This window comes from Bacteroides sp. A1C1, from assembly GCF_004328515.1.
GTDB lineage: Bacteria > Bacteroidota > Bacteroidia > Bacteroidales > Bacteroidaceae > Bacteroides > Bacteroides uniformis.
In genome coordinates this window covers 3593131-3616334 of record NZ_CP036491.1, presented here as the reverse complement: position 1 = coordinate 3616334, position 23204 = coordinate 3593131, and the positions used below count along the sequence as shown (strand labels likewise).

General features: G+C 46.6%; 18 protein-coding genes. 10 read left to right on the top strand and 8 right to left on the bottom strand.

The annotated features are described in order from the left end of the window. Nucleotides 1-96: 96 nt before the first annotated feature. A complete protein-coding gene (locus tag EYA81_RS14865) occupies nt 97-1584 on the bottom strand; it encodes a TolC family protein (RefSeq protein WP_131225969.1) in 1488 nt (495 codons plus the stop codon). 289 nt (nt 1585-1873) lie between these two features. Between EYA81_RS14865 and mce the strand changes: the two genes are divergently transcribed. The 7 genes from mce to EYA81_RS14830 all read left to right on the top strand — a co-directional run bounded on the left by mce (nt 1874) and on the right by EYA81_RS14830 (nt 9972). Then, entirely contained in the window at nt 1874-2290 is a 417-nt protein-coding gene (gene mce / locus EYA81_RS14860; protein ID WP_009036790.1) for a methylmalonyl-CoA epimerase, read from the top strand. A 58-nt stretch (nt 2291-2348) separates the two neighbouring features. After that, nucleotides 2349-3902 carry an acyl-CoA carboxylase subunit beta gene (locus EYA81_RS14855; RefSeq protein WP_117965501.1) on the top strand — a complete coding sequence of 518 codons (1554 nt, stop codon included), beginning with the start codon at nt 2349-2351 and terminating at the stop codon, nt 3900-3902. A 31-nt stretch (nt 3903-3933) separates the two neighbouring features. Continuing rightward, entirely contained in the window at nt 3934-4866 is a 933-nt protein-coding gene (locus EYA81_RS14850; protein WP_008663742.1) for an OadG family transporter subunit, read from the top strand. A gap of 23 nt (nt 4867-4889) precedes the next feature. Further along, nucleotides 4890-5324, top strand: coding sequence for a biotin/lipoyl-containing protein (locus EYA81_RS14845; RefSeq protein WP_117965503.1), 435 nt, complete (start codon nt 4890-4892; stop codon nt 5322-5324). Nucleotide 5325: 1 nt separating this feature from the next. Then, complete coding sequence (locus EYA81_RS14840) at nt 5326-6486, top strand: sodium ion-translocating decarboxylase subunit beta (protein ID WP_005826789.1); 1161 nt, start codon at nt 5326-5328, stop codon at nt 6484-6486. 172 nt (nt 6487-6658) lie between these two features. After that, entirely contained in the window at nt 6659-8011 is a 1353-nt protein-coding gene (locus tag EYA81_RS14835; protein ID WP_005826790.1) for a lipopolysaccharide assembly protein LapB, read from the top strand. Nucleotides 8012-8121: 110 nt separating this feature from the next. Continuing rightward, nucleotides 8122-9972 carry a glycoside hydrolase family 13 protein gene (locus EYA81_RS14830; protein ID WP_131225967.1) on the top strand — a complete coding sequence of 617 codons (1851 nt, stop codon included), beginning with the start codon at nt 8122-8124 and terminating at the stop codon, nt 9970-9972. Between the two features lie 425 nt (nt 9973-10397). On the opposite strand, the gene EYA81_RS14825 is transcribed toward EYA81_RS14830, so the two are convergent. After that, the gene (locus EYA81_RS14825; protein ID WP_005826798.1) at nt 10398-11408 is read right to left on the bottom strand and encodes a class II fructose-bisphosphate aldolase; all 1011 of its coding nucleotides are present in this window, start codon (nt 11406-11408) and stop codon (nt 10398-10400) included. A 282-nt stretch (nt 11409-11690) separates the two neighbouring features. Beyond that, on the bottom strand, nt 11691-12698 hold the full coding sequence (locus EYA81_RS14820) for an endonuclease/exonuclease/phosphatase family protein (RefSeq protein ID WP_131225965.1): 1008 nt from the start codon (nt 12696-12698) through the stop codon (nt 11691-11693). Nucleotides 12699-12889: 191 nt separating this feature from the next. On the opposite strand from EYA81_RS14820, the gene EYA81_RS14815 reads away from it, so the two are divergent. Then, nucleotides 12890-13141, top strand: coding sequence for a type B 50S ribosomal protein L31 (locus tag EYA81_RS14815; protein WP_005835945.1), 252 nt, complete (start codon nt 12890-12892; stop codon nt 13139-13141). A gap of 181 nt (nt 13142-13322) precedes the next feature. Then, nucleotides 13323-14849 carry a M48 family metallopeptidase gene (locus tag EYA81_RS14810; RefSeq protein ID WP_044467724.1) on the top strand — a complete coding sequence of 509 codons (1527 nt, stop codon included), beginning with the start codon at nt 13323-13325 and terminating at the stop codon, nt 14847-14849. Between the two features lie 91 nt (nt 14850-14940). On the opposite strand, the gene gcvT is transcribed toward EYA81_RS14810, so the two are convergent. The 3 genes from gcvT to EYA81_RS14795 form a co-directional block, all read right to left on the bottom strand. Then, entirely contained in the window at nt 14941-16029 is a 1089-nt protein-coding gene (gene gcvT / locus EYA81_RS14805) for a glycine cleavage system aminomethyltransferase GcvT (RefSeq protein WP_005835943.1), read from the bottom strand. A gap of 31 nt (nt 16030-16060) precedes the next feature. After that, entirely contained in the window at nt 16061-17284 is a 1224-nt protein-coding gene (gene pepT, locus EYA81_RS14800) for a peptidase T (RefSeq protein WP_022402057.1), read from the bottom strand. A gap of 196 nt (nt 17285-17480) precedes the next feature. Further along, on the bottom strand, nt 17481-18893 hold the full coding sequence (locus EYA81_RS14795) for an amidophosphoribosyltransferase (protein ID WP_005826808.1): 1413 nt from the start codon (nt 18891-18893) through the stop codon (nt 17481-17483). Between the two features lie 171 nt (nt 18894-19064). On the opposite strand from EYA81_RS14795, the gene EYA81_RS14790 reads away from it, so the two are divergent. Next, on the top strand, nt 19065-19871 hold the full coding sequence (locus tag EYA81_RS14790) for a helix-turn-helix domain-containing protein (RefSeq protein ID WP_005826809.1): 807 nt from the start codon (nt 19065-19067) through the stop codon (nt 19869-19871). A gap of 3 nt (nt 19872-19874) precedes the next feature. Here EYA81_RS14790 and EYA81_RS14785 read toward each other — a convergent pair whose 3' ends face one another. Together EYA81_RS14785 and EYA81_RS14780 are read right to left on the bottom strand one after the other, a co-directional pair. After that, the gene (locus EYA81_RS14785; protein WP_022402055.1) at nt 19875-20816 is read right to left on the bottom strand and encodes an EFR1 family ferrodoxin; all 942 of its coding nucleotides are present in this window, start codon (nt 20814-20816) and stop codon (nt 19875-19877) included. A 205-nt stretch (nt 20817-21021) separates the two neighbouring features. Then, nucleotides 21022-23184 carry a glycoside hydrolase family 97 protein gene (locus EYA81_RS14780; RefSeq protein WP_057088054.1) on the bottom strand — a complete coding sequence of 721 codons (2163 nt, stop codon included), beginning with the start codon at nt 23182-23184 and terminating at the stop codon, nt 21022-21024. Nucleotides 23185-23204 lie beyond the last annotated feature (20 nt).

Sequence of the window (23204 nt, the reverse complement as noted above, 5' to 3'; positions counted from 1 at the left end):
ATGAATGATAAGTTATAAGTTATTTACCTATAATATCGCATATACGGTACTTTTACCGGCAAATAATTCATAACTTATCACTTGCAACCCGTCGACTTATCCTCTTACCACCTCTTCAAAATCAGCTTCCAATTCCGTATCGCGTTCAAAATCCCAAAGGGTCAAGCTGCGGAGCTGATAGAAGTAATACCAATAGTAGTACAGCTCTGAAATATGCTTTTGACGGGCTTCGTCTTTAGAGTTCTGTGCATCGTTCAGGTCCAGGGTGCTGATTTTACCTATCATAAAGGTCTCTACACTAGTCTTGTAACGCTTCTCAGCAATGACATCCGCCTCTTCGGCTATGTCCAGCTGTTGCGCCTGGTTGTTGAAGTTAGCCACCAGCAAAAAGATGTCCTGGTTAAAGTCCATCTGTTCCTGACGGATTCTGGACAAGACCACTTCACGGTTGCTCTTTGCCACCCTTACCTTGCCGCGGCGCTTGCCCCAGTCAAGGATAGGAATCTTGACGCCTACCTGCACAATCTGATTGTCAAGCAAGTCCCGGTAGGCTGAAGAGAATTCATGGTTCTGCCCCGTATAGCCCACACTGGCAAAGAGGTCGATGCTGCGCAAGTTTCCGCGTGCCGTTGCCACTTCATAATCAGCTTCGAGCTGGCGGCGGCGAATGTTCTGTGCAAAGGAGTTGCGTTCCAGTGCCTTGTTCAGCACGCGGTCATAGTCCATCTTTATATCAGGAACAGTGGCGGGCAACACCGGGTTCAAGCTTTCCTGCTCGGACACCCCGAGGAAAGAACGGAGCTGGAACATTTTTGCATTCAGGTTGCTCTCTGCCTCAGTCATGTCCGCCTTGCCCTGCAATGAATTCAGTTTAAGCTGCAGCAAATCATTCTCGGATATCTGTCCCATCTTACGTTTGGCTATGGCCACTTCATAAAGGCGGTCGGCATTCGTCTTGTTCTGCATGGCGGTAGCGAGCGATTCTTTGGCCAGCAGCAACTCAAAGAAATAAGTGATGGTTTTCATCGTCACCTCTTCCGTAGCTGAAATGAACTCGGCCTTTGCCTCGGCATAGCGTACGGGCTCTATACGGCGGTTCCACTTCAAGGTATTCACTCCGAAGACCGGTTGCGTCAACTCCAGACTCACGGGGACTGACATGAACTGCTTCGCTCCTCCGGAACCCAGTTGTTTGAGATAATCCAGCGAAGAAGTCAGTGACAGCTTACCCCCCGTAAACCAAATGTTCTGGTCTACCGAAAGCTGGCCGGACAGCCCCAGTGTATTGTTGCGGACAAAGCTATAGGAGCCGTCGGAATTCTGGTAGGTACTGTAGGACTTGTTATAGTTGGGTAGTGTACCGGTGAAATTCACTTCCGGCAACAAGTCCGCACGGAATGTACGGTATTCCCAATACGCGGTTTTCAATTCATTCAATGCCACAGCAGCATCCACAGACTGCGTACGGGCCAGTACAATGGCCTCCGACAGCGTAATATTGCGTTCATGTCCCAAAGTATCATTCTGCGCCATGGTTGCCAACGGCATCAAAAAACAAACTGCAAGTAAAATATTCTTTTTCATGTTCAATCTTTAAAATTGTCGCAAACAGAAAAGCAAAGAGTGTGCCAAGTGGCCGGGAAGGTTTCATAGAGGGGTAAGTGTTCATTTTCGGACAGTGGGGATGTCCGTTAGCGGACGATATTAGGAAAACAACCGGTCTCTATCTAAAGTCTGAAAAAATCCTTCTAAAGTTCAATTATCCATGAATTAATTGATGAAAAATTTCTTTATTAAGGAAGAATTCTCTTTCTTTGTGCTGCTTTATACCTTTATTAAAAAGGATACAATACTAACATTAATTTATATAGTTATGAAGATTTCACACATTGAGCATCTGGGCATTGCCGTTAAGAGCATTGAAGAAGCCCTTCCGTACTACGAAAACGTTTTAGGTTTGAAATGCTACAACATCGAAACCGTGGAAGATCAAAAAGTTAGAACCGCTTTCCTGAAAGTGGGCGATGTAAAGATCGAATTGTTGGAACCTACTTCTCCCGAAAGCACAATTGCCAAGTTCATCGAAAAGAACAACGGTAACGGTGGCATGCATCATCTGGCATTTGCCGTTGAAGACGGAGTGGCCGGTGCGCTTGCAGAAGTCGAAGAAAAAGGTATCCGCCTTATAGACAAAGCTCCCCGCAAAGGTGCAGAAGGTCTGAACATTGCATTCCTGCATCCGAAGTCAACTCTCGGTGTCCTGACCGAGCTTTGCGAGAAACCGGAATAAGCAAGACTGTAAAATCATCAAATCATAAATTGTATAAACACTTAAAGAATATAAATTCATGAGTAATCAACTTGAAAAGATTAAAGAGCTTATAGACCGCCGCGCTGCAGCACGTCTCGGTGGTGGTGAAAAAGCGATTGCAAAGCAACACGAGAAGGGTAAATATACAGCTCGTGAGCGTATAGCCATGCTTCTTGACGAAGGCAGTTTCGAAGAAATGGACATGTTCGTAGAACATAGATGCACGAACTTCGGCATGGAAAAGAAACACTACCCCGGTGACGGTGTGGTAACCGGTTGCGGTACAATCGAGGGCCGTCTGGTTTATGTCTTCGCACAGGACTTCACAGTTTCTGCCGGTTCACTGTCCGAAACCATGTCTCTGAAAATCTGTAAGATTATGGACCAAGCCATGAAAATGGGTGCTCCGTGTATCGGTATCAACGACTCGGGCGGTGCACGTATTCAGGAAGGTATTAATGCCTTGGCTGGCTACGCTGAAATCTTCCAACGTAACATACTTGCTTCGGGTGTCATTCCGCAGATTTCCGGTATTTTCGGTCCTTGTGCCGGTGGTGCCGTTTACTCTCCTGCATTGACTGACTTTACGCTGATGATGGAAGGTACATCCTACATGTTCCTTACCGGTCCGAAGGTAGTAAAGACTGTAACCGGAGAAGACGTAAGCCAGGAAAACCTGGGTGGCGCGAGCGTTCACTCCACCAAATCTGGTGTTACTCATTTTACTGCACAGACAGAAGAAGAAGGTTTGGCTCTTATCCGCAAACTGTTGAGCTACATTCCCCAGAACAACCTGGAAGAAGCTCCCTATGTAGACTGTACAGACCCTATCGACCGTCTGGAAGATTCCCTGAACGACATCATTCCTGATAACCCGAACAAGCCGTACGATATGTACGAGGTAATTGGCGCTATCATAGATAATGGTGAGTTCCTCGAAATCCAAAAAGATTATTCAAAGAATATCATTATCGGTTTCGCACGTTTCAACGGACAGTCCGTAGGTATCGTTGCCAACCAGCCGAAGTATCTGGCAGGTGTGCTCGACAGCAACGCATCCCGCAAGGGCGCACGCTTCGTCCGTTTCTGCGACGCCTTCAATATTCCTATCGTATCATTGGTAGACGTACCGGGATTCCTTCCGGGAACCGGCCAGGAGTACAACGGCGTCATCCTGCACGGTGCCAAACTGCTGTATGCATACGGTGAAGCTACTGTACCCAAAGTTACCATCACACTGCGTAAGTCCTACGGTGGTTCGCACATCGTGATGAGCTGTAAGCAGCTGCGTGGCGACATGAATTATGCTTGGCCTACTGCTGAAATCGCTGTAATGGGTGGTGCAGGTGCTGTAGAAGTATTATATGCCCGCGAAGCCAAAGAGCAGGAAAATCCGGCTCAATTCCTGGCTGAAAAAGAGGCTGAATACACCAAGTTGTTTGCCAATCCTTATAATGCAGCTAAATATGGCTACATCGATGATGTTATCGAACCGCGTAACACACGTTTCCGCATCATCCGTGCCCTGCAACAGTTGCAAACCAAAAAATTGACTAACCCGGCTAAGAAGCATGGTAATATTCCCTTGTAATCAAGCTTTTCACACTAAAACAAGAACGATTATGAATAAAACAAAAATCGGAATATTCCTTTCATTGATGCTGGTGTTGGGCTTTTGCTCTTCTTGCAAAGAACAGAAATCGAACAACAAACTGCTGCTGAATGAAGTGCTGGTCAACAACGAGAGCAACTATCAGGATGACTACGGTGTGCACAGCGCATGGATTGAAATATTCAACAGATCATACGGCAGCGCCGACCTTGCAGGTTGCTATCTGAAATTCAGCAGCCAGCCGGGTGATACTGCCAGTTATTTCATTCCCAAAGGTGACGTTCTGACACTCATAAAACCACGTCAGCATGCACTTTTCTGGGCTGATGGAGAACCAAGACGCGGTACATTTCATACGAACTTCAAACTGGATGCCACAAATGCCAACTGGATTGGGTTGTATGATTCCGGCAAGAAATTGCTTGATCAAGTCATAGTGCCTGCCGGTACTTTAAAAGCCAACCAATCCTATGCCCGTGTCAGTGATGCAGCCGACCAATGGGAAGTAAAGGGTGGAAGCGAAGATAAATATGTCACTCCGAGTACCAACAACAAGACTATCGACAGCAATGCCAAAATGGAAAAATTCGAAGAGCATGACAGCGTAGGTATCGGTATGGCTATTTCTGCCATGAGCGTTGTATTCTGCGGGCTGATATTACTCTACATCTCCTTCAAGATTATAGGTAAAATATCAGTTAACCTCAGCAAACGCAATGCCATGAAAGCTAAAGGTATTACTGATAAACAAGAAGCAAAAGAGAAACAACTGGGGCAGGCTCCGGGAGAAGTTTTTGCTGCCATTTCAATGGCCATGCACGAATTCCAAAGCGATGTACACGATGTGGAAGACACGATACTTACCATTACCCGTGTAAAACGCAGTTACTCACCGTGGAGTTCAAAGATTTATACGTTGCGTGAGACTCCTCACAAAAAGTAAGTCACCCATAATAAAATAAAACGATGAAAGAATATAAATATAAAATTAACGGTAACATATATAAAGTTGCCATTGGAGATATTGAAGACAACATCGCTCACGTAGAAGTGAACGGTACTCCCTACAAAGTTGAAATGGAAAAAGCACCGAAGGTAGTCGTTAAACCGGTAGCACGTCCGGCAGCCACATCCGCTCCTGCTGCTCCTGCTACTCCGGTAGTAAAACCGGCCGCTGCTTCTACCGGCAAGTCAGGTGTAAAATCTCCGCTTCCCGGTGTAATCCTCGATATCAAAGTAAATGTCGGCGATACAGTAAAGAAGGGACAAGTTATCATCATTCTGGAAGCCATGAAGATGGAAAACAATATCAATGCTGATAAAGACGGTAAGATTACAGCCATCAATGTAAACAAAGGGGACTCTGTTCTCGAAGGTACTGACCTCGTAATTATTGAATAATATGGGAGAATTTATCACATTTTTAGGAAACAACCTTGCCGACTTCTGGACTTATACAGGTTTTGCCAATGCAACGGTAGGACATGTGGTAATGCTTCTGGTAGGTTTGTTTTTCATATACTTGGCTGTAGCCAAGGAATTTGAGCCGATGCTATTAATTCCTATCGGTTTCGGTATGCTGATTGGTAATATACCTTTCAATATGGAGGCTGGATTGAAAGTCGGTATCTATGAAGAAGGTTCCGTACTTAATATTCTGTACCAGGGAGTAACCTCCGGTTGGTACCCGCCACTCATATTCCTGGGGATCGGTGCCATGACGGATTTCTCCGCTTTGATATCGAACCCCAAATTAATGTTGGTTGGTGCAGCAGCCCAATTCGGTATATTCGGTGCTTATATGATTGCCCTTGCCATAGGATTTGACCCGATGCAGGCTGGTGCAATCGGTATCATTGGTGGTGCCGATGGTCCGACTGCCATCTTCCTCTCTTCCAAACTGGCTCCTAACTTAATGGGTGCCATTGCGGTATCAGCCTATTCATATATGGCATTAGTACCGGTGATACAGCCGCCTATTATGCGTTGGCTGACCAGTAAAAATGAACGTCTTATCCGTATGAAACCTCCCCGTGTGGTTTCACATACGGAAAAAGTAATGTTCCCGATTATCGGTTTGTTACTAACCACATTCCTTGTACCATCCGGTCTGCCTTTGCTGGGTATGCTGTTCTTCGGTAATTTACTGAAAGAAAGTGGAGTTACACGTCGTCTGGCAAACACAGCCAGTGGTCCGCTGATTGATACCATTACTATTCTGCTTGGTTTGACAGTAGGTGCTTCTACGCAAGCATCCGAGTTCTTAACCCTTGATTCAATCAAGATATTCGGTCTGGGCGCCTTATCATTTGTCATTGCCACAGCATCCGGCGTCATCTTCGTGAAGATTTTCAACCTCTTCCTGAAGAAGGGCAACAAGATTAATCCGTTGATCGGTAATGCCGGTGTATCTGCCGTACCCGACTCTGCACGTATCTCCCAAGTAGTAGGTCTGGAATACGATCCTACCAACTATCTGCTGATGCATGCCATGGGCCCGAACGTTGCCGGTGTAATCGGTTCCGCTGTAGCAGCAGGTATCCTGCTGGGATTCTTAATGTAATACATTTATTCATTCCGTTATCCGGATTGAATTCCGAACTATTTTAAAGCCCCTCCATCATTTTTGGAGGGGCTTTTTCGTTAATCTATCTAAAACAGATTACGATTATTTCGTAAATACATTCTTTTTAGTAACTTGCAGTCAGTTTAACCTCATATAAATAATATACTGTATGCGAAAGCTTTTTATCTCCTTATGTTTCAGTGCATGCTGTTCACTTCTGGCGGCACAGACCACAAACCCCATTCAAGAGGCGATGGCCAACTACGATTATGAAACAGCCTTGATGTTGATCGATCAAGAAACCCCGACCGTCCCCCTGCTCTACCAAAAAGGGAAAGCGCTGAAAGGACTGGGCAATAACCTTGAAGCTCTGAGCGTATTTCAAGAAGTCGTAGCTCAGGATTCTCTCAATCCCCGGGCATACATTGAAGCTGCCGAATGCTGCAAATCACTTGCCAAATATAGCGAGGCACTGGATTACTACCAGAATGCGCTCCACATAAATCCGGACAATAAATACGCACGCATCCAGTATATCAGTCTGCTGATGAACATGAAGAGATACCGTGAGTCTCTAAAGGAAAGTAACCTGCTGGCAGAAAGGGACAGTTCCGCCTATGTACTACACCTTAGAGCCGAAAGTATGGGGCAAGTCTATGACAACACAGAAATCATGCATGTGATAGATGCCTATCTGGACATACAGAAAAGATATCCCAATGATTACCTGTCTGCTGCCAAACTCGGCAACATCTATGTAGCAGGCCACCAGTATGAAGACGCCATAAACATAACGGAGAAATACCGTTCCATAGACTCCACCAACGTCCTTGTGAACCGCATCAATGCCCAAGCCTATTGCCTGAACAAAGATTACCCCAAAGCAATAGAAAGATATGAACAACTGTTACAGGAAAAAGACAGTTCTTTCCAAACCTGCTTCTACGCCGGAATCAGCTATTATGCCCTCGAAGACTTCTACCCAGCACACGACCTGCTGGAAAGGGCTCTTAAAGATGACAATACCAACATCAACGTTCTCTATTATCTGGGACGCGCCTGCTCCAAGACATCATGGAAAGAGGATGGAGTGACTTATCTGGAAACTGCCGTAAGCCTCGCCATGCCCAGCGACAGTGTCATGTCCCGCCTATATGTGGGGCTTGCGGACTGCTACAAGATGGCATTTCAATACACCGACCAGGCGAATACCCTTCTGACGCAATACGAAAAATACGACCGGCAGAAACACAAACTGCTCTACGACGCAGCCTTTATCTATTATTACTATCTGAAAGATGCGTCCAAAGCAGAGAGATACCTAACGGCCTACCTGAAAACCCGTCCGAAAAACAGCAAGGACAAAGTGCAGGAAGTAGATGCGGACGGAGTTCCCATCATCGGAGAAGACAACCGATACAATGCCGCCGAAAACTGGCTGAAGGACATCAGAGAAAAGCGCAAGAAAGAGGACTTCTTCAAGGGAAAGGTCGATACCGCCAGCGTAACCCCCATCAAATAGCCCCAATGAAAACGTTTGCATAATATAATAAGGTACAGTAACGGAGAAAGATTAACTTTCTCCGTTATTTGTTTTAAATTAGCGCAAAAATTAACCGTAAAGTTACTATCATGAAAAAAGTATTCTTAATCTTGGGAACACTCTTACTCTCCCTCAGTACGTATGCAGCTATGAATGTGAACAAAATCGACCCTCCGTTTTGGTACACCGGCATGCAGAACCCGGAACTCCAGTTGATGGTCTATGGCGAAGGCATCGGCAACGCAGCAGTATCCGTCAATTATCCCGGCGTCTCATTGAGCAGCACCGTCAAGCTGGAAAGCAACAACTACCTCCTGGTCTATCTGAAACTGGACAAGGATGTAAAACCCGGCAAATTCAACCTCACCTTCACTGAAGGAAAAAAGAAACTCGTAAAGAAATATGAACTGAAGGCACGCAACAAGAAAGGTTGCGAACATAAAGGTTTCGACGCCTCCGACGCACTGTACCTGCTGATGCCCGACCGCTTTGCCAATGGCAACCCGGGCAATGACCAGATTGCGAGCATGGCCGAGTACAAGGTAGACCGCAATGACCCCAATGCACGCCACGGCGGTGACCTTGCCGGCATCGAACAACACCTGGACTACTTCTCCGACCTCGGCGTCACAGCCCTCTGGTTTACTCCGGTACTGGAAAACAACATGACCGGCGGTTCCTATCACGGCTATGCCACCACAGACTACTACAAGGTGGACCCGCGCTTCGGTACTAACGAAGAATACAAGCTACTGATTGAAAAAGCCCATGCACGCGGCATCAAAATCGTAATGGACATGATTTTCAACCACTGCGGCGTAGAGCATGTATGGATTAAGGACATGCCCTCCAAAGACTGGTTCAACAACCCCGACCACGAAAACAACTTCGTGCAGACCTCCTTCAAACTGACCCCGCACGTAGACCCTTATACTTCCCAGTACGATGCCGACCAGATGAACGACGGCTGGTTTGTACCTTCCATGCCCGACCTCAACCAGAAGAACCCTCACGTTTACCGCTACCTGGTACAGAACAGTTTCTGGTGGATTGAATTCGCCAACATCGACGGCATCCGCATGGACACTTACCCGTATGCCGACTATGATGCCATGAGCAACTGGATGAAAGAGCTCAACGAAGAATATCCCAACTACAACACCGTGGGCGAGACCTGGGTTACCGAACCCGCCTACACCGCCTGGTGGCAGAAGGATTCCAAGCTATCAGCCCCCAAGAACAGTAACCTCAAGACCGTTATGGACTTCAGCTTCTTTGACAAGATAAACACCGCCAAGAATGAACAGACCGAAACTTGGTTCAAGGGACTGGACCGCATATACAATAACTTCGTATACGACTTCCTCTACCCCAACCCCGCTTCCGTACTGGCATTCATCGAAAACCACGACACCGACCGCTTCCTGGGCGAGGGCAACAACCTTCCGATGCTGAAGCAAGCCTCTACCCTGCTGCTTACCACCCGCCGCATTCCGCAACTCTACTACGGAACGGAAGTCATGATGAATGGCGTGAAGAGCAAGAGCGACGGCTATGTCCGCAAGGACTTCCCCGGCGGATGGACCGGTGACGCAACAAACGCACTGACCCCAGCCGGACGTACCAAGATACAGAACGAGTGCTACGACTTCTACAAGACCATCCTGAACTGGCGTAAAGGAAACGATGTGATTGCCAAAGGCAGCATGGTGCAGTTCATGGTACAGAATGGTGTTTATGCCTACGCACGCCAGTACGAAGGCAAGACGATATTCGTGATGCTGAACGGTACAGATGCAGAAACCACCGTTCCTTTGAAATTCTACAAGGAAATCCTAAAAGACAGCAAGCAGGGAAAAGATATTCTTAGCGGCAAGGCCATCACCTTCGGTGAAGAGCTGAAGATGGGCCCCAGAGAATCATTAGTGATAGAATTATAACGCGCACTCCACACAGAGAGCTCATTCTTGCAAATATCCCTTGCAGATAGCTAGCAGACACCTCGCCTGCCAGCTATCTGCAAGGGATTTTTAGTATGGAATAGGTGTCACGGGGATATGCCTTTCACCGGCCTCAAATATAGCTAATCTGTTAGTTCATAACGGTGAACACTTTGTTCCAGTATAGAGAAACAAAGTGTTCTTACGTATTGGAACGAAGTGTTTTTGCATATTGGAACGAAGTGTTCTCTTTATTGAAACAAACTGTTCAGTTAAGGGAAACAGACTGTTGTACACGTTGAAACATCCGCTTCTGAAATAACCGGCGAACTTAACCATCCCACAACACCGGCCTATATATAACAAATCAGCCCTTGCAACATCAATATTGCAAGGGCTGACACTATATTCGGATTATCTTTCGATTAGTCCAGTTGAGCCAATTTGTTCTCTGAACCAAGCACGTTGATGATTTTATGCTTGTACAGTTTTTCCATATTATCACGAGCCGGGCCCAGATACTTACGCGGGTCGAATTCTGCCGGTTTTTCAGCAAATGTCTTGCGGATAGCAGCTGTCATAGCCAGACGTGAGTCAGAGTCGATGTTGATTTTGCAAACAGCAGACTTGGCAGCCTTACGCAACTGTTCTTCGGGAATACCGATAGCAGCTTCCAATTTGCCACCATACTTGTTGATAGTATCAACTTCTTCCTGAGGAACTGAAGAAGAACCGTGAAGAACGATGGGGAATCCCGGGAGTTTCTCCATTACAGCATCCAGAACGGCAAATTCCAGAGGAGGAGGAACCAGACGACCGGTAGCAGGGTCAACGTGGCATTGTTCGGGTTTGAACTTGTATGCACCGTGAGAAGTACCGATTGAGATAGCCAGTGAATCGCAACCTGTACGGGTAGCGAAGTCAATAACTTCTTCAGGATTAGTATATGTATGGTGTTCTGCAGAAACTTCATCTTCTACACCGGCCAATACACCGAGTTCGCCTTCTACAGTTACGTCGAACTGATGAGCATAATCAACTACCTTCTTAGTCAGTGCAACGTTTTCTTCGTACGGAAGGTGTGAACCGTCAATCATTACTGAAGAGAAACCGGAGTCGATACAGCTCTTGCAAGTTTCGAATGTATCTCCATGGTCGAGGTGAAGAACAATTTCAGGATGTTTGCAACCCAATTCCTTAGCGTACTCAACAGCACCCTGAGCCATGTAACGCAACAGCGTAGCGTTGGCATACTGACGGGCACCCTTAGATACCTGAAGAATAACCGGAGACTTTGTTTCAACTGCAGCCTTGATGATAGCCTGCATCTGTTCCATATTGTTGAAGTTGAATGCCGGAATAGCATATCCACCTTTGATAGCCTTAGCAAACATCTCTCTTGTGTTTACCAGTCCTAAATCTTTGTAATTAACCATTTTGTTTAAATTTTATTGTTAGTGAATTAAAATTCTACGCAAAAGTAATCATTATCCTTTAAAGTAAAGAACTTGAGAGGAATAAAATATCCGGCTCATCCTACCAAATCCATTCTATTTTAAAGCTATTGGCTTCATTTAACAGATTATTGTAATCTCTATATTACAAACTCTTTGCATTTATCTCTGCCAGCCATACTTTTGCCATCTATACTTCTATCAACAAAAAAGCCGGAGAACATGTTTGCTCTCCGGCATCTGTTTACACATTATTATGTAATACTAATTTTTCAGATAGATGATGGTCGGCAAATGGTCACTGTAACCGTTCAGCCAAGTCCTGCCTCCATGCGTACGCAAGGGGGAACCTTTGTATTTGCCATCCTGCTGAATCAGATAATCGCGGATGAAAACTTCATTGTGATCATAGCGCAACCCTTTCTTAGCCTTCAGCAACGGTTTCGAAATGACAATCTGGTCAAACAAGTTCCACTTGCCCCGATAGAGCAATGTCCCCACTCCCTTGTCTTCCAGTGTCTCCCACCAGGGATTGTAGAATTCGCCTTTCTTCACCTGCTTCGGATATTTGCGTGCACCCAGCACCTCCATGCTTTCATCCATCGGGTCGTCATTCATATCCCCCATCACTATGAGCTTCAGCTTCTTGTCGCTACGCATCAGAGAGTCCTTCAAGGCCTTTACCTGCCTGGCTGCATGCACACGCACCGGTGACTTTGCCCCACGGGAGGGCCAGTGGTTCACTATCACGCAGACACGCTCTCCCGCCAGTTGCCCGTCCACAATCAGGAAGCCGCGCGTCAAGTGCACCGTATCCCCCTCAAAAGGAGTGGAAAGCACCAACTTTGAGTGGGTAACGCTGAACTGCTTCGGGTCGTACAACAAGGCACAGTCGATGCCCCGTCTGTCCGGTCCTTCATAATGCACGAACTCATAATTGGAAATGGCCGGCTGCTTCACGAGGTCTTCCAGCACCCGGCTGTTCTCCACCTCTGCCACACCGATGAATGCCGGACCTTCCGGCACTAAATCACGCGAAAGGGAACCCAACACTTTGGAAAGGTTCTGCAGTTTAGACTCATACTTCTTTGCCGTCCATTGGTAACTGCCGTCGGGCAGGAACTCATGGTCGTTCTTACCGGCATCATGAACCGTATCGAACAGGTTTTCAAGATTATAGAACGCAACGCTATACAGTTTCCGTTCCGCATTTTGTGCCCCCAGCGTTGCCACGCACAGCCAGAAAGAGCATAAGACAAGTAGTTTCCTCATAAATTCACAAGATTATTAAGTACTGCAAAAGTCAGAAATAAAATGCGATAAACCTACTAAATGAAAATAAATCTGATTTTATTTTGTAGAGTCTCCAACTTGCACTATCTTTGCGCTCTGAAAAGAAGACCATTACACTATTTATTACCAAAATAGTAACAGAATATAAATTTTTAAAAGAAAATATCAAAATGAAAAAAGGTATTCATCCCGAAAATTACCGTCCGGTAGTATTTAAAGATATGTCAAATGGTGATGTATTCTTGTCTCGTTCCACTTGCAACACGAAAGAGACTATCGAATTCGAAGGTGAAACTTATCCGCTGGTAAAGCTGGAAATCTCCAGCACTTCTCACCCGTTCTACACTGGTAAGTCCAAGCTGGTTGACACCGCCGGTCGTGTTGATAAGTTCATGAGCCGCTACGGTAACCGTAAGAAATAATCAGTTTCAAGCAAACTGAAAAAAGGGAATCTTTCACTGAAAGGTTCCCTTTTTTGTTTCCGCCTCCCACTGCAGGACCGATAAATAGGGAATCTCCTATCACAGAATAGGGAAAAAAACGAGAAAGGAGAAAAACACTTCCCTATTTTTGTATCATCAAAACCGAAAACATATACTAATCATGAAACGACTCGCCACCCTATTCATCCTGACAATCCTTGTCGCAACGGCAGGATTTGCCAAGCCTAAAAAGTACAAAGATTTAAGCGGAAACATCGCTGTCAAAGGAGAATTGACAAAAGAGTACCGGCAATCTCCCGCCGGTACACCGGTCATTATCCGCCGGGTTGTCAAAATGAAGAATCCCGGTGAAAGCAGCAACAACATTTGCTATGCTGTCGAAATGAACGGCATACAAGAGACCATTCCTTTGAATGAGATGGGGCACATTGCCATATCCGCTCCGCAAACCGACCGGGAATTCTGGCAGCAGATATACTTGAAAAACCATCTTTACGAATATTTCAGCGACCGCGGCTACAAGCACAAACTGCGCCAGGAAATCGACGAAGAGTGCCTGGAGTATCTCGACAAACTGAATGAGATAGCCTATCAGGAAGATTACATCGTTTCGTACGTGCAGGGAGTGTTCTCCAAGTTGAACGCCACCACCATTGACAGCAATCGCGGGGAGAGTCTGAACATACGTATCATCCAGTCGCCCGAACCAGATGCCTTCATGCTTCCCAACGGCTCCATGGTTATCAGTACGGGCCTCCTCTGCACTCTTGATTCCGAAGACGAACTGGCCGCCGTCATCGCATGTGAGCTGGGACATTTCGTCCTCGACCATCAGGTAAACAACATTTACCGTGCCGAGCGGCGTGCCAAGCGTGCAGCTTTTTGGGCAGATGTCTTTGCCACTACCGCCAGTGCAGCCCTCGATGTGGCCTACTGGGACGATAATGAAGATGCTTATGCCGTCAGTCTGGTGGCAGATATCGGAGCCATCGCTTCCCTTTTGAGCATTCCGGCAACGGACCGGTTGGGGATGAAATACAAAACTTCCCAGGAAATCTCTTCAGACCGCCTTGCGCGCCAACTTCTGGCATTCAAGGGATATAATCCCGACGGAATCGCATCGGCCCTCGGTAAAATTATAGGGTATTACAACCTGCACCAACGCAACAAGGACATTCCTCGCTACGGCAGCATCGGCAACCTGCAAAAGCGTATAGAAAAGGCCGGTGAATCCCATAGCCTGAGTGCCCGCCCCTACCTACGGACCACCAGCGATGTCGTTTCTTTCAACGCAAGTATGAACTACGCCAACAAGCGCTATAAGGAAACTGCCCGGCTGATACGCAAGAACATTGACAACAGACTAGCCACAGACAATGACTACATCATCCTGGTAAAAGCGGAAATGGCACTGTCTAATACGGAAGAAGTGAACAACCGCTGCCTCGCCATGCTTGATAAAGCCCAGGAGATGGCAGGAACAAGCCCCAATCTGGACATATATAAACAAAAAATACTATTATTGATGCGCATGAACAAACAAGCCCAAGCCGCCGATATACTGAAAGAATATATCACCTTGCTTTCGGCCTACGAAGGCCAGGGCATAGAAGGAACCGAAAAGGAATGGACCAATAAAGAGATAGGTTGGGCAAACCAAATGCTGGACAGGATAAGCAGAATATAGAGAAAGGAATAACTAAGAATGAAGAATTTGACTGCGCGATGATGCCGCATGACAAATTCTTCATTCTTCTTATTTTAGTTATTCATTCAAATTACTGTTTGCGGAACGGCGGCTTCACAACCACAGCTTTCAGCTTACGTCCCCGCATGTCAATGCAGATTTCCGTACCGACTTTGCTGTACTCGGGTCTGATATACCCCATTCCGATACCAATCTTGCGGGTAGGCGACATAGTTCCGGAGGTAACCACACCGATGGCAGTACCGTCTGTACTATACAGCTCGTAACCATGACGGGGGATACCGCGGTCTATCATTTCAAATCCCACCAACTTACGGGTAGTGCCTTCCGCTTTCTGTTTTTCCAGCATCGGGCGATTGGTGAAGTTCTTTCCCTCCACAAACTTGGTAATCCATCCTAAACCCGCTTCAATGGGCGAAGTGGTGTCATCCAAATCATTGCCATACAAACAGAAGCCCATTTCCAGACGAAGCGTATCGCGCGCACCCAGACCAACTGGCTTAATGCCGAACTCCGCGCCTGCCTCGAACACGGCATCCCAAATCTTCATGGCAGCCTCCGGATAGAAGTAAAGCTCAAAACCACCCGCACCGGTATATCCGGTATTGGAGATAATGACATCCTTTTCTCCGGCAAACTCACCGTGGGTAAAAGTATAGTAAGGAAGGTCGGAAAGATTAATGGAAGTCAGCTTCTGCAAAGCCTGAATAGCCTTCGGTCCTTGCACAGCAAGCTGTGCCATGTGCTCGGAAGCATTTTCCAATTCAGCGCCTTCCGTGTTATGAGACACACACCAGTTCCAGTCTTTCTCAATGTTCGACGCATTCACGACAAGCAGGTATTTCTCCGGCTCATAATGATAGACCAGAAGGTCGTCCACAATGCCTCCATTTTCATTTGGGAAGCAGGTATACTGTACTTTCCCCGGTGTGAGGGCAGCTATGTTATTGGAAGTCACTTTCTGCAGAAAGTCCAAAGCATGGGGACCTTTCACCCAAAATTCTCCCATGTGTGAGACGTCGAATACACCGACACCCTGACATACTGTAAGATGCTCGTCAATGATGCCGGAATACTCGATAGGCATATTATATCCCGCAAACTCGTGCATCTTGGCACCCAGCGAGATGTGTTTTTCGGTAAACGGAGTGGTTTTCATGGAACTATTAGAGTTATGAGTTATGAATTATCTATTTGCTTGCTACGAGCTCGGCAATCTTGACGATGACGTTCATGGCTTTCTCCATGTTCTGGATAGGCACGAACTCATAGCGGCCGTGGAAGTTCAAGCCACCGGCAAAGATATTGGGACAAGGCAGGCCCTTGAAAGAGAGCTGGGCACCGTCCGTACCTCCGCGAATGGCTTTTACACGAGGCTCTACACCTACCGCCTTCATGGCGGCAAAAGCGGTGTCGATGATATGCATCACCGGTTCAATCTGCTCGCGCATATTATAGTATTGGTCGCGAAGTTCCAGAGTAGCGGTACCCGGACCGTATTCTTCATTGATTTTTGCCACAAGACGTTCCATCTCCTTCTTGCGCTCTTCAAAGCGGGTGCGGTCGTGGTCACGGATAATGTAAGAGACTGTTGTCTGCTCCACCTCGCCGGTAATGCCTATCAGATGATAGAAACCTTCGTAACCTTCGGTATGCTCCGGAGCCTCGTCAGCCGGAAGCATGGACATGAAACGGTTGGCAACGCGGATAGAGTTAATCATCTTATTCTTGGCATAGCCCGGATGCACATTCCGTCCCTTGAAGCTTATCTTGGCAGAGGCCGCATTGAAGTTCTCGAATTCAAGTTCACCCACTTCTCCGCCATCCATGGTATAGGCCCATTCGCAACCGAACTGCGCTACATTGAACTTATGGGCGCCCAAACCGATTTCCTCATCCGGATTAAAGCCGATACGAATTTTACCGTGCTTGATTCCGGGGTGCTCCTTCAGATATACCACCGCCGATACAATTTCGGCAATACCGGCTTTATCATCGGCACCAAGCAAGGTCTTGCCGTCGGTCACAATCAAATCTTCCCCTTGATGGTCGAGCAGTTCGGGGAACTGGGCAGGAGAAAGAACCACATTCTCTTCGGCGCAAAGAACAATGTCCTTACCGTCATAATTCTGCACGATACGCGGAGAAACATTCTTGCCACTCATATCGGGGCTTGTATCCATGTGGGCAATAAAGCCGATGACGGGCAACGGCTTGTCTGTATTGGCAGGAAGAGTGGCGAACAGATAACCATTTTCGTCCAACGTGATTTCTTCCAGACCCAAAGATTCCAATTCTTCTTTCAGATACCGGGCAAACACCATTTGCCCCGGAGTACTCGGAGTAATCTCAGTCTCTTCACTGGACTGAGTATCGAAGCTTACGTACTTTAAAAAACGTTCTACTAAAGTCATGATGAATAATGATTAGTGATTAATGGTTAGTGATTAATGGTCAGTGATTAGTAATTGGCGAAAAGCATTATCCGAATGGCATTAATCATTAATCACTAATCATTAACCACTATTTTGTGCTGTAAAGATAAAAAAAGGGGCGTGAACTGCCAAGCAATTCACGCCCCTTTTTTATTCCTTAAGGACAAAATGTCAATCAAAAATGGCTGCTACCATCAAAACAATGCGTACATATCTTACACTTAGGCAATCCGATAGCTTCAACCAGAGTTTCCAACGTATTGAACTTCAAGGATGAAAGTCCGAAACGCTCGCGGATAACGTCCACCATCTTTTCGTATTCGGGTGAGCCGGTAGTGGCATACTTATCGAGATTCTTATTCTCGTCACCCTCCAGTTCCTTGATGACACGACGGGTAATCAGTTCCATGTCGCTTTTGGAAGCCGTGAATCCTACAAACGGGCAGCTATATATCAATGGAGGACAAGCAATCCGGATATGCACCTCCTTGGCACCATACTCATACAGCACCTTCACATTGTCGTGCAACTGAGTCCCCCGGACAATAGAGTCATCACAGAACAGCAGACGCTTACCCTCGAGCATGGCACGATTGGGAATCAGCTTCATCTTTGCCACCAGCGAACGCAATTCCTGCTTGCTGGGAGTAAAACTACGAGGCCAAGTCGGAGTATATTTGGAAATGGCACGATGATAAGGAACTCCTTTACCTTCGGCATACCCAAGCGCCATACCTACACCCGAATCAGGAATACCGCAGGCACAATCCACCTCTGATTTATCTGTCTGTGCCATCTTGAAACCAGAGGCAAAACGCACTTCCTCCACATTCTTACCTTCGTAGCAGGAAGTGGGGAAACCGTAATATACCCATAGGAAGGAACAAATCTGCATTCCCTCATCAGGCTTGCGCATCTGTTCCACACCATCGGCACGCAGGCGAACAATCTCTCCGGGTCCCAAATAACGGTCTATCTCATAACCAAGATTCGGAAAGCTGCTCGACTCACTTGTGGCGGCATACGCTCCGTCTTTCTTGCCAATCACAATCGGAGTACGTCCCCAGCGGTCGCGAGCGGCAATGATGCCGTCTTCCGTCAATAACAGCATGGAGCAGGAACCTTTGATATGCTTATACACATTTTCAATTCCTTCGACAAATGTCTTTCCTTGTATAATAAGGAGGGCGATAAGTTCCGTCTGATTGGTTTTGCCCGAACTGAGTTCGGCGAAGTGCATGTTTTGGGCCAACAGTTTTGTTTCCAGTTCTTGCAGATTTACTATTTTGGCTACCGTTACAATGGCAAAGCGACCAAGGTGGGAGTTGAGGATAAGGGGTTGAGGGTCTGTATCGCTGATGATTCCTATTCCGGAATTTCCTTTGAACTTGTCCAGTTCATCCTCAAACTTCGTGCGGAAATAAGTGCTTTCCAGATTGTGAATGGAACGGGTAAACTGCTCCGTTTCTGCATCGTATGTAGCCAACCCACCACGTTTTGTCCCTAAATGTGAATTATAATCTGTGCCGTAAAACAAATCCGCCACACAGCTTGTTGCTTTGGCGACTGTTCCGAAAAAACCTCCCATAAGTTCTGTTTTGTTATTGGTTTCTAAAATTAACGGATGCAAAGGTATGAAGAATTTGCGAAATTCGGGCAGATTTGAAATGAATAAAAAAGGCAATATATTTCTTGCCCACAATAGAAGTTATATTATTGGAAACATATACTTTTGTGATCGAAACCAAACAACTGTATAATGGGAGAAACCGCAAATATTATAATAGCCGATACTCTTCAAGGTCTGGGGACGGACGCATACAGTGGCTATCTTGCACACGCCCTCTGTCTGTCAGGAATCTGCCGATTGAAGTACAATGGAGAGGAGCGCGAGCTACGTGCCGGCGACCTGATGATTGTCCGCAAAGGAAAACTGGTAGAGAAAATTCAACCTTCAGAAGATTTTCGCGTAAAGGTCATCTATATCGCATCGGGCTTTGTGGTGCTGAGTACACCACAGAACAACTACGGCATGAAAGGGCAACTTTCCCTATTTCTCAATCCTATCATGTCCCTGACTACCGAACAGCAAGAGCTATGTCTCCGGGATTTTGAACAAGTGGAATACAGACTCCGGAATACAGACCATCATTTCCATCGCGATATGCTTATCGCCTCCACACAGATGTTGATACTCGACTTCTTCGATTTCCACTCCCATCTATATGGCGAGGACAATATCTCTGTACAAAATGCTTCCATCATGAGCCGTTTCCTCAACATGCTGGAGAACGGAACTTTCCGCGAGCATCGTGAAGTGACCTATTATGCCGACTGCCTATGTGTCACCTCCAAATATCTTTCGGAAGTTTCCAAGAAAGTAAGCGGTTATACAGCAAACTACTGGATAAACCGTTATACCACACTCGACATCTCGCGTTTGCTGCGCGACAAATCACTAACGTTCGTCCGTATTTCCGATATGTTCGGTTTTTCCTCTCCTGCTTATTTTAGCCGTTACGTACAACAACATCTGGGTGTAAATCCGACAAAATACAGAGGTTAATGATTATAGTTTTTGATTGTTTGCCCGTTTCAGATCTATTAGCGAAATATGCTCATTACGATAGCGGGCATTGGGGTTCTTCTCCGTTCCGTCAGGAAAAGAGCCATCTTCCTGCTTTATGAACTGAATAGCCTTCTGCGGACAATTCTGTATGCAGGCAAAACAGAACTCGCAGTCACCGGACGTCTTCACTCCTCTCGACGTCAGCTCATAATTGCCGCGCGGACAAACGTAGGTGCAGATGCCACAGTCAATACAAGCATCAGTCACGGTAAAGAACTTCTCGCTTTTCATCAGGAAGCCCACCTCGGGGTCGAGTCCACTCCGCTGCATAAAACCTTGGTGCTGTTGCCGTTCCTCCTCCGTCACCGGTTCGTGCCAATGCTGCCGACTGTTGATATCTGCCGTTATCTTCTGCAAGTTCTCGGGGATGTGCTTGTCTATCTTGAGTTGCTCGTTCATGTCGAAGTTGGGTAGCCAGTTATCCACCATGATGATAGTGTTGATATAGTCGAACGCATTGTCGGCTTTACGGGATATACGGTCCCAAATCTCTACCGCATCGCACTTCCTTGCACCATAGGTGAGGACAGCAAACTTGTATTCTGCCTTCAGTTTTGCTTTCTGAATGAACTGCCGTACCATATAGGGAGGCATATGACCGTAGATGGGATAAACGATGCCGATTTCATCTGCCTCAAATTCATACTTCCCCCGTTTCACCATCTGAGGGATACTCAACAATTCTGCGTTCTCTCCAGCCAACTGACGGGCGATGTAAAGACTGTTACCCGTTCCGGTAAAATAAAAGATGATACGCTTACTCCTTTTTGTTTCGCAGGATGCCAACGAGAGTAGGCCGGAAGATGCGATAGCACCGCTCATCACGGCAAATCCCATACGCTTTAAAGCCTCCCGACGACTGATTTTCTTATCCGTATTCATATCTCTGATTTTTAATGATTATGCAATCTGTTATCTGAGTGCAAAAATAAAGGTTTCCCCAAAGAACGGACTTACCAAAAACTCGGGTCTTGATGCTATTTTTACGGTATAAGAATGAGCTTACCCTAACACAAAAAAAGCCCCGCAAAGATTGGACTTCTGCGGGGCCTCACTAATGCCTAATAAAAACTCTTTCTACCCTAAATTATCTCCACTTCTTCACAGCTTTCTTGTCAGCCGGAGTCGCTTCAATCAAGCTCAATGCAAAACCACCGCTACGCGCTTCCTTCACGGACATTTTGGTCTTGCTGGTTACGATACCCTTCTTTATCTGATAAGAAGTAGGGTTCTCCTTGTAATCAGCATCTTTACCGTCGGCATAGAGAGTGGCTACGTATTGCTTGCCCGGTTCAAGGAAGTCGAGCGTAAAGTTGGCTGTACGTGCATTCTCGTCTGTAATACCTCCAACAAACCAGTTGCCGGTTCCTTTTGCCTTACGGGCCACGGTAATGTAATCACCCGGTTCTGCTTCAATGTACTTGCTGTCGTCCCAGTCTACTGCCACATCCTTGATGAATTGGAAAGCATCCATGTGCTTTTCGTAGTTCTCAACCAAGTCGGCAGCCATCTGCAACGGGCTGTATAAAGTTACATACAGAGCGAGTTGCTTAGCAAGTGTAGTCTGCACTTGTCCGTGGGGCAAATCGCCCATAAAGTCAAGTTTGGTATCGAAGATACCCGGTGTATAATCCATCGGACCGCCAATCAAGCGGTTGAATGGAAGCAATGTGGTATGGAACGGTTTGCTACCGCCGAATGCCTCATATTCAGTTCCTCGTGCAGATTCGTTGCCAATCAAGTTAGGATAAGTACGGCACAAACCGGTAGGGCGTACAGCTTCGTGCGCATTTACACAAATTTTGTAGTCGGCTGCCTTCTTCACGGCATAGAGGTAGTGGTTGTTCAGCCATTGCCCATAATGATGTTCACCACGGGGAATCATATTACCTACATATCCGCTCTTCACGGCATTGTAGCCATTATCCACCATAAACTGATAGGCCTTGTCCATGTGACGTTCGTAGTTGCGCACCGAACCGGATGTCTCATGATGCATCATCAGCTTCACGCCTTTGCTCTTGGCATATTCATTCAGCATCTTCACGTCGAAATCGGGATAAGGGGTCACAAAATCGAATACATAATCCTTGGATTTGCCAAACCAGTCTTCCCAGCCTTCATTCCAGCCTTCTACCAATACTTGGTCCAGACCGTGCTCAGCTGCGAAGTCGATGTACTTTTTTACATTTTCGTTAGTGGCACCGTGACGGCCGTTGGGCTTCATTTTGGAGTAGTCCACTTCACCCAGTTTGATGGAGGGAAGGTCGTCTGTATATGCCCAGGTGCTCTTACCTGCAATCATTTCCCACCATACACCTACGTATTTCACGGGCTTAATCCAGGAAACGTCCTCGTAAGCACAAGGTTCGTTCAAGTTCAGCGTGATTTTAGAGGCAAGGATGTCACGAGCATCGTCGCTTACGATAACCGTACGCCACGGTGACGTGCAGGGAGCTTGCAGATAACCTTTATCGCCTACTGCATCGGGAGTAAGCCAAGATTCAAAAACAAAATTCTTATCATCCAGATTCAAGTGCATGCAAGAGTAATCCACTAAAGCAGCTTCGTGCAAGTTGATGTACAAACCATCAGCAGTCTTCATCTGCAAAGAAGTCTGAACACCGGTGGGCGAAAACGGGGTTTGCGAAGAGTTAGGCGTAATGGCCCCTTTCATCAGCCCGCGAATTTCAGAAAGTTTGGATTCTGTGTAATCATATTCCTGCGTATCGTAGTCGCCCGGAATCCAGAAGGCTGTATGGTCGCCAGTCATGGCAAACTGAGTACGCTCCTCCTTAATCACGAAATAGTTCAAGTTCTTCTGCAAAGGGAACTCATAACGGAAGCCCATACCATCGTCGAACAAACGGAAGCGGATAATGATGTTCCTATCCTGCGCCTTTTGGTTGAGCGTCACAGCCAGCTCATTATAGTGGTTACGGATTTGCTTTACTTCACCCCATACCGGTTCCCAAGTCTCGTCGAAAGTGGAAGTCTTTGCATCCTCCATCGTGAAGCCATTCATCAGACCGGGGTCGTTCTTCAGTTCGAGTCCTAATTTGGAAGGGTTAATCACCGGCTTTCCTTTGTAAGAAAGTTCGTAAACGGGTTCGCCTTGCGCATTTACCGAAAAATTCAATTGAAGTTGTCCGTTGGGAGAGGTAATACTCTCTGCCATTGCTACGCCGCTCACCAACAAAACGAGCAGGAAGCAGGCTAATTTTGTACAGATTGCTTTCATGTTTCTCATGCTATATTTATAAAATTATG

Bases quoted from the DNA above. Each gene is read 5' to 3' on its own strand.
- EYA81_RS14865 (WP_131225969.1), bottom strand. From the start codon at position 1,584: ATGAAAAAGAATATTTTACTTGCAGTTTGTTTTTTGATGCCGTTGGCA.
- mce (WP_009036790.1), top strand. From the start codon at position 1,874: ATGAAGATTTCACACATTGAGCATCTGGGCATTGCCGTTAAGAGCATT.
- EYA81_RS14855 (WP_117965501.1), top strand. From the start codon at position 2,349: ATGAGTAATCAACTTGAAAAGATTAAAGAGCTTATAGACCGCCGCGCT.
- EYA81_RS14850 (WP_008663742.1), top strand. From the start codon at position 3,934: ATGAATAAAACAAAAATCGGAATATTCCTTTCATTGATGCTGGTGTTG.
- EYA81_RS14845 (WP_117965503.1), top strand. From the start codon at position 4,890: ATGAAAGAATATAAATATAAAATTAACGGTAACATATATAAAGTTGCC.
- EYA81_RS14840 (WP_005826789.1), top strand. From the start codon at position 5,326: ATGGGAGAATTTATCACATTTTTAGGAAACAACCTTGCCGACTTCTGG.
- EYA81_RS14835 (WP_005826790.1), top strand. From the start codon at position 6,659: ATGCGAAAGCTTTTTATCTCCTTATGTTTCAGTGCATGCTGTTCACTT.
- EYA81_RS14830 (WP_131225967.1), top strand. From the start codon at position 8,122: ATGAAAAAAGTATTCTTAATCTTGGGAACACTCTTACTCTCCCTCAGT.
- EYA81_RS14825 (WP_005826798.1), bottom strand. From the start codon at position 11,408: ATGGTTAATTACAAAGATTTAGGACTGGTAAACACAAGAGAGATGTTT.
- EYA81_RS14820 (WP_131225965.1), bottom strand. From the start codon at position 12,698: ATGAGGAAACTACTTGTCTTATGCTCTTTCTGGCTGTGCGTGGCAACG.
- EYA81_RS14815 (WP_005835945.1), top strand. From the start codon at position 12,890: ATGAAAAAAGGTATTCATCCCGAAAATTACCGTCCGGTAGTATTTAAA.
- EYA81_RS14810 (WP_044467724.1), top strand. From the start codon at position 13,323: ATGAAACGACTCGCCACCCTATTCATCCTGACAATCCTTGTCGCAACG.
- gcvT (WP_005835943.1), bottom strand. From the start codon at position 16,029: ATGAAAACCACTCCGTTTACCGAAAAACACATCTCGCTGGGTGCCAAG.
- pepT (WP_022402057.1), bottom strand. From the start codon at position 17,284: ATGACTTTAGTAGAACGTTTTTTAAAGTACGTAAGCTTCGATACTCAG.
- EYA81_RS14795 (WP_005826808.1), bottom strand. From the start codon at position 18,893: ATGGGAGGTTTTTTCGGAACAGTCGCCAAAGCAACAAGCTGTGTGGCG.
- EYA81_RS14790 (WP_005826809.1), top strand. From the start codon at position 19,065: ATGGGAGAAACCGCAAATATTATAATAGCCGATACTCTTCAAGGTCTG.
- EYA81_RS14785 (WP_022402055.1), bottom strand. From the start codon at position 20,816: ATGAATACGGATAAGAAAATCAGTCGTCGGGAGGCTTTAAAGCGTATG.
- EYA81_RS14780 (WP_057088054.1), bottom strand. From the start codon at position 23,184: ATGAGAAACATGAAAGCAATCTGTACAAAATTAGCCTGCTTCCTGCTC.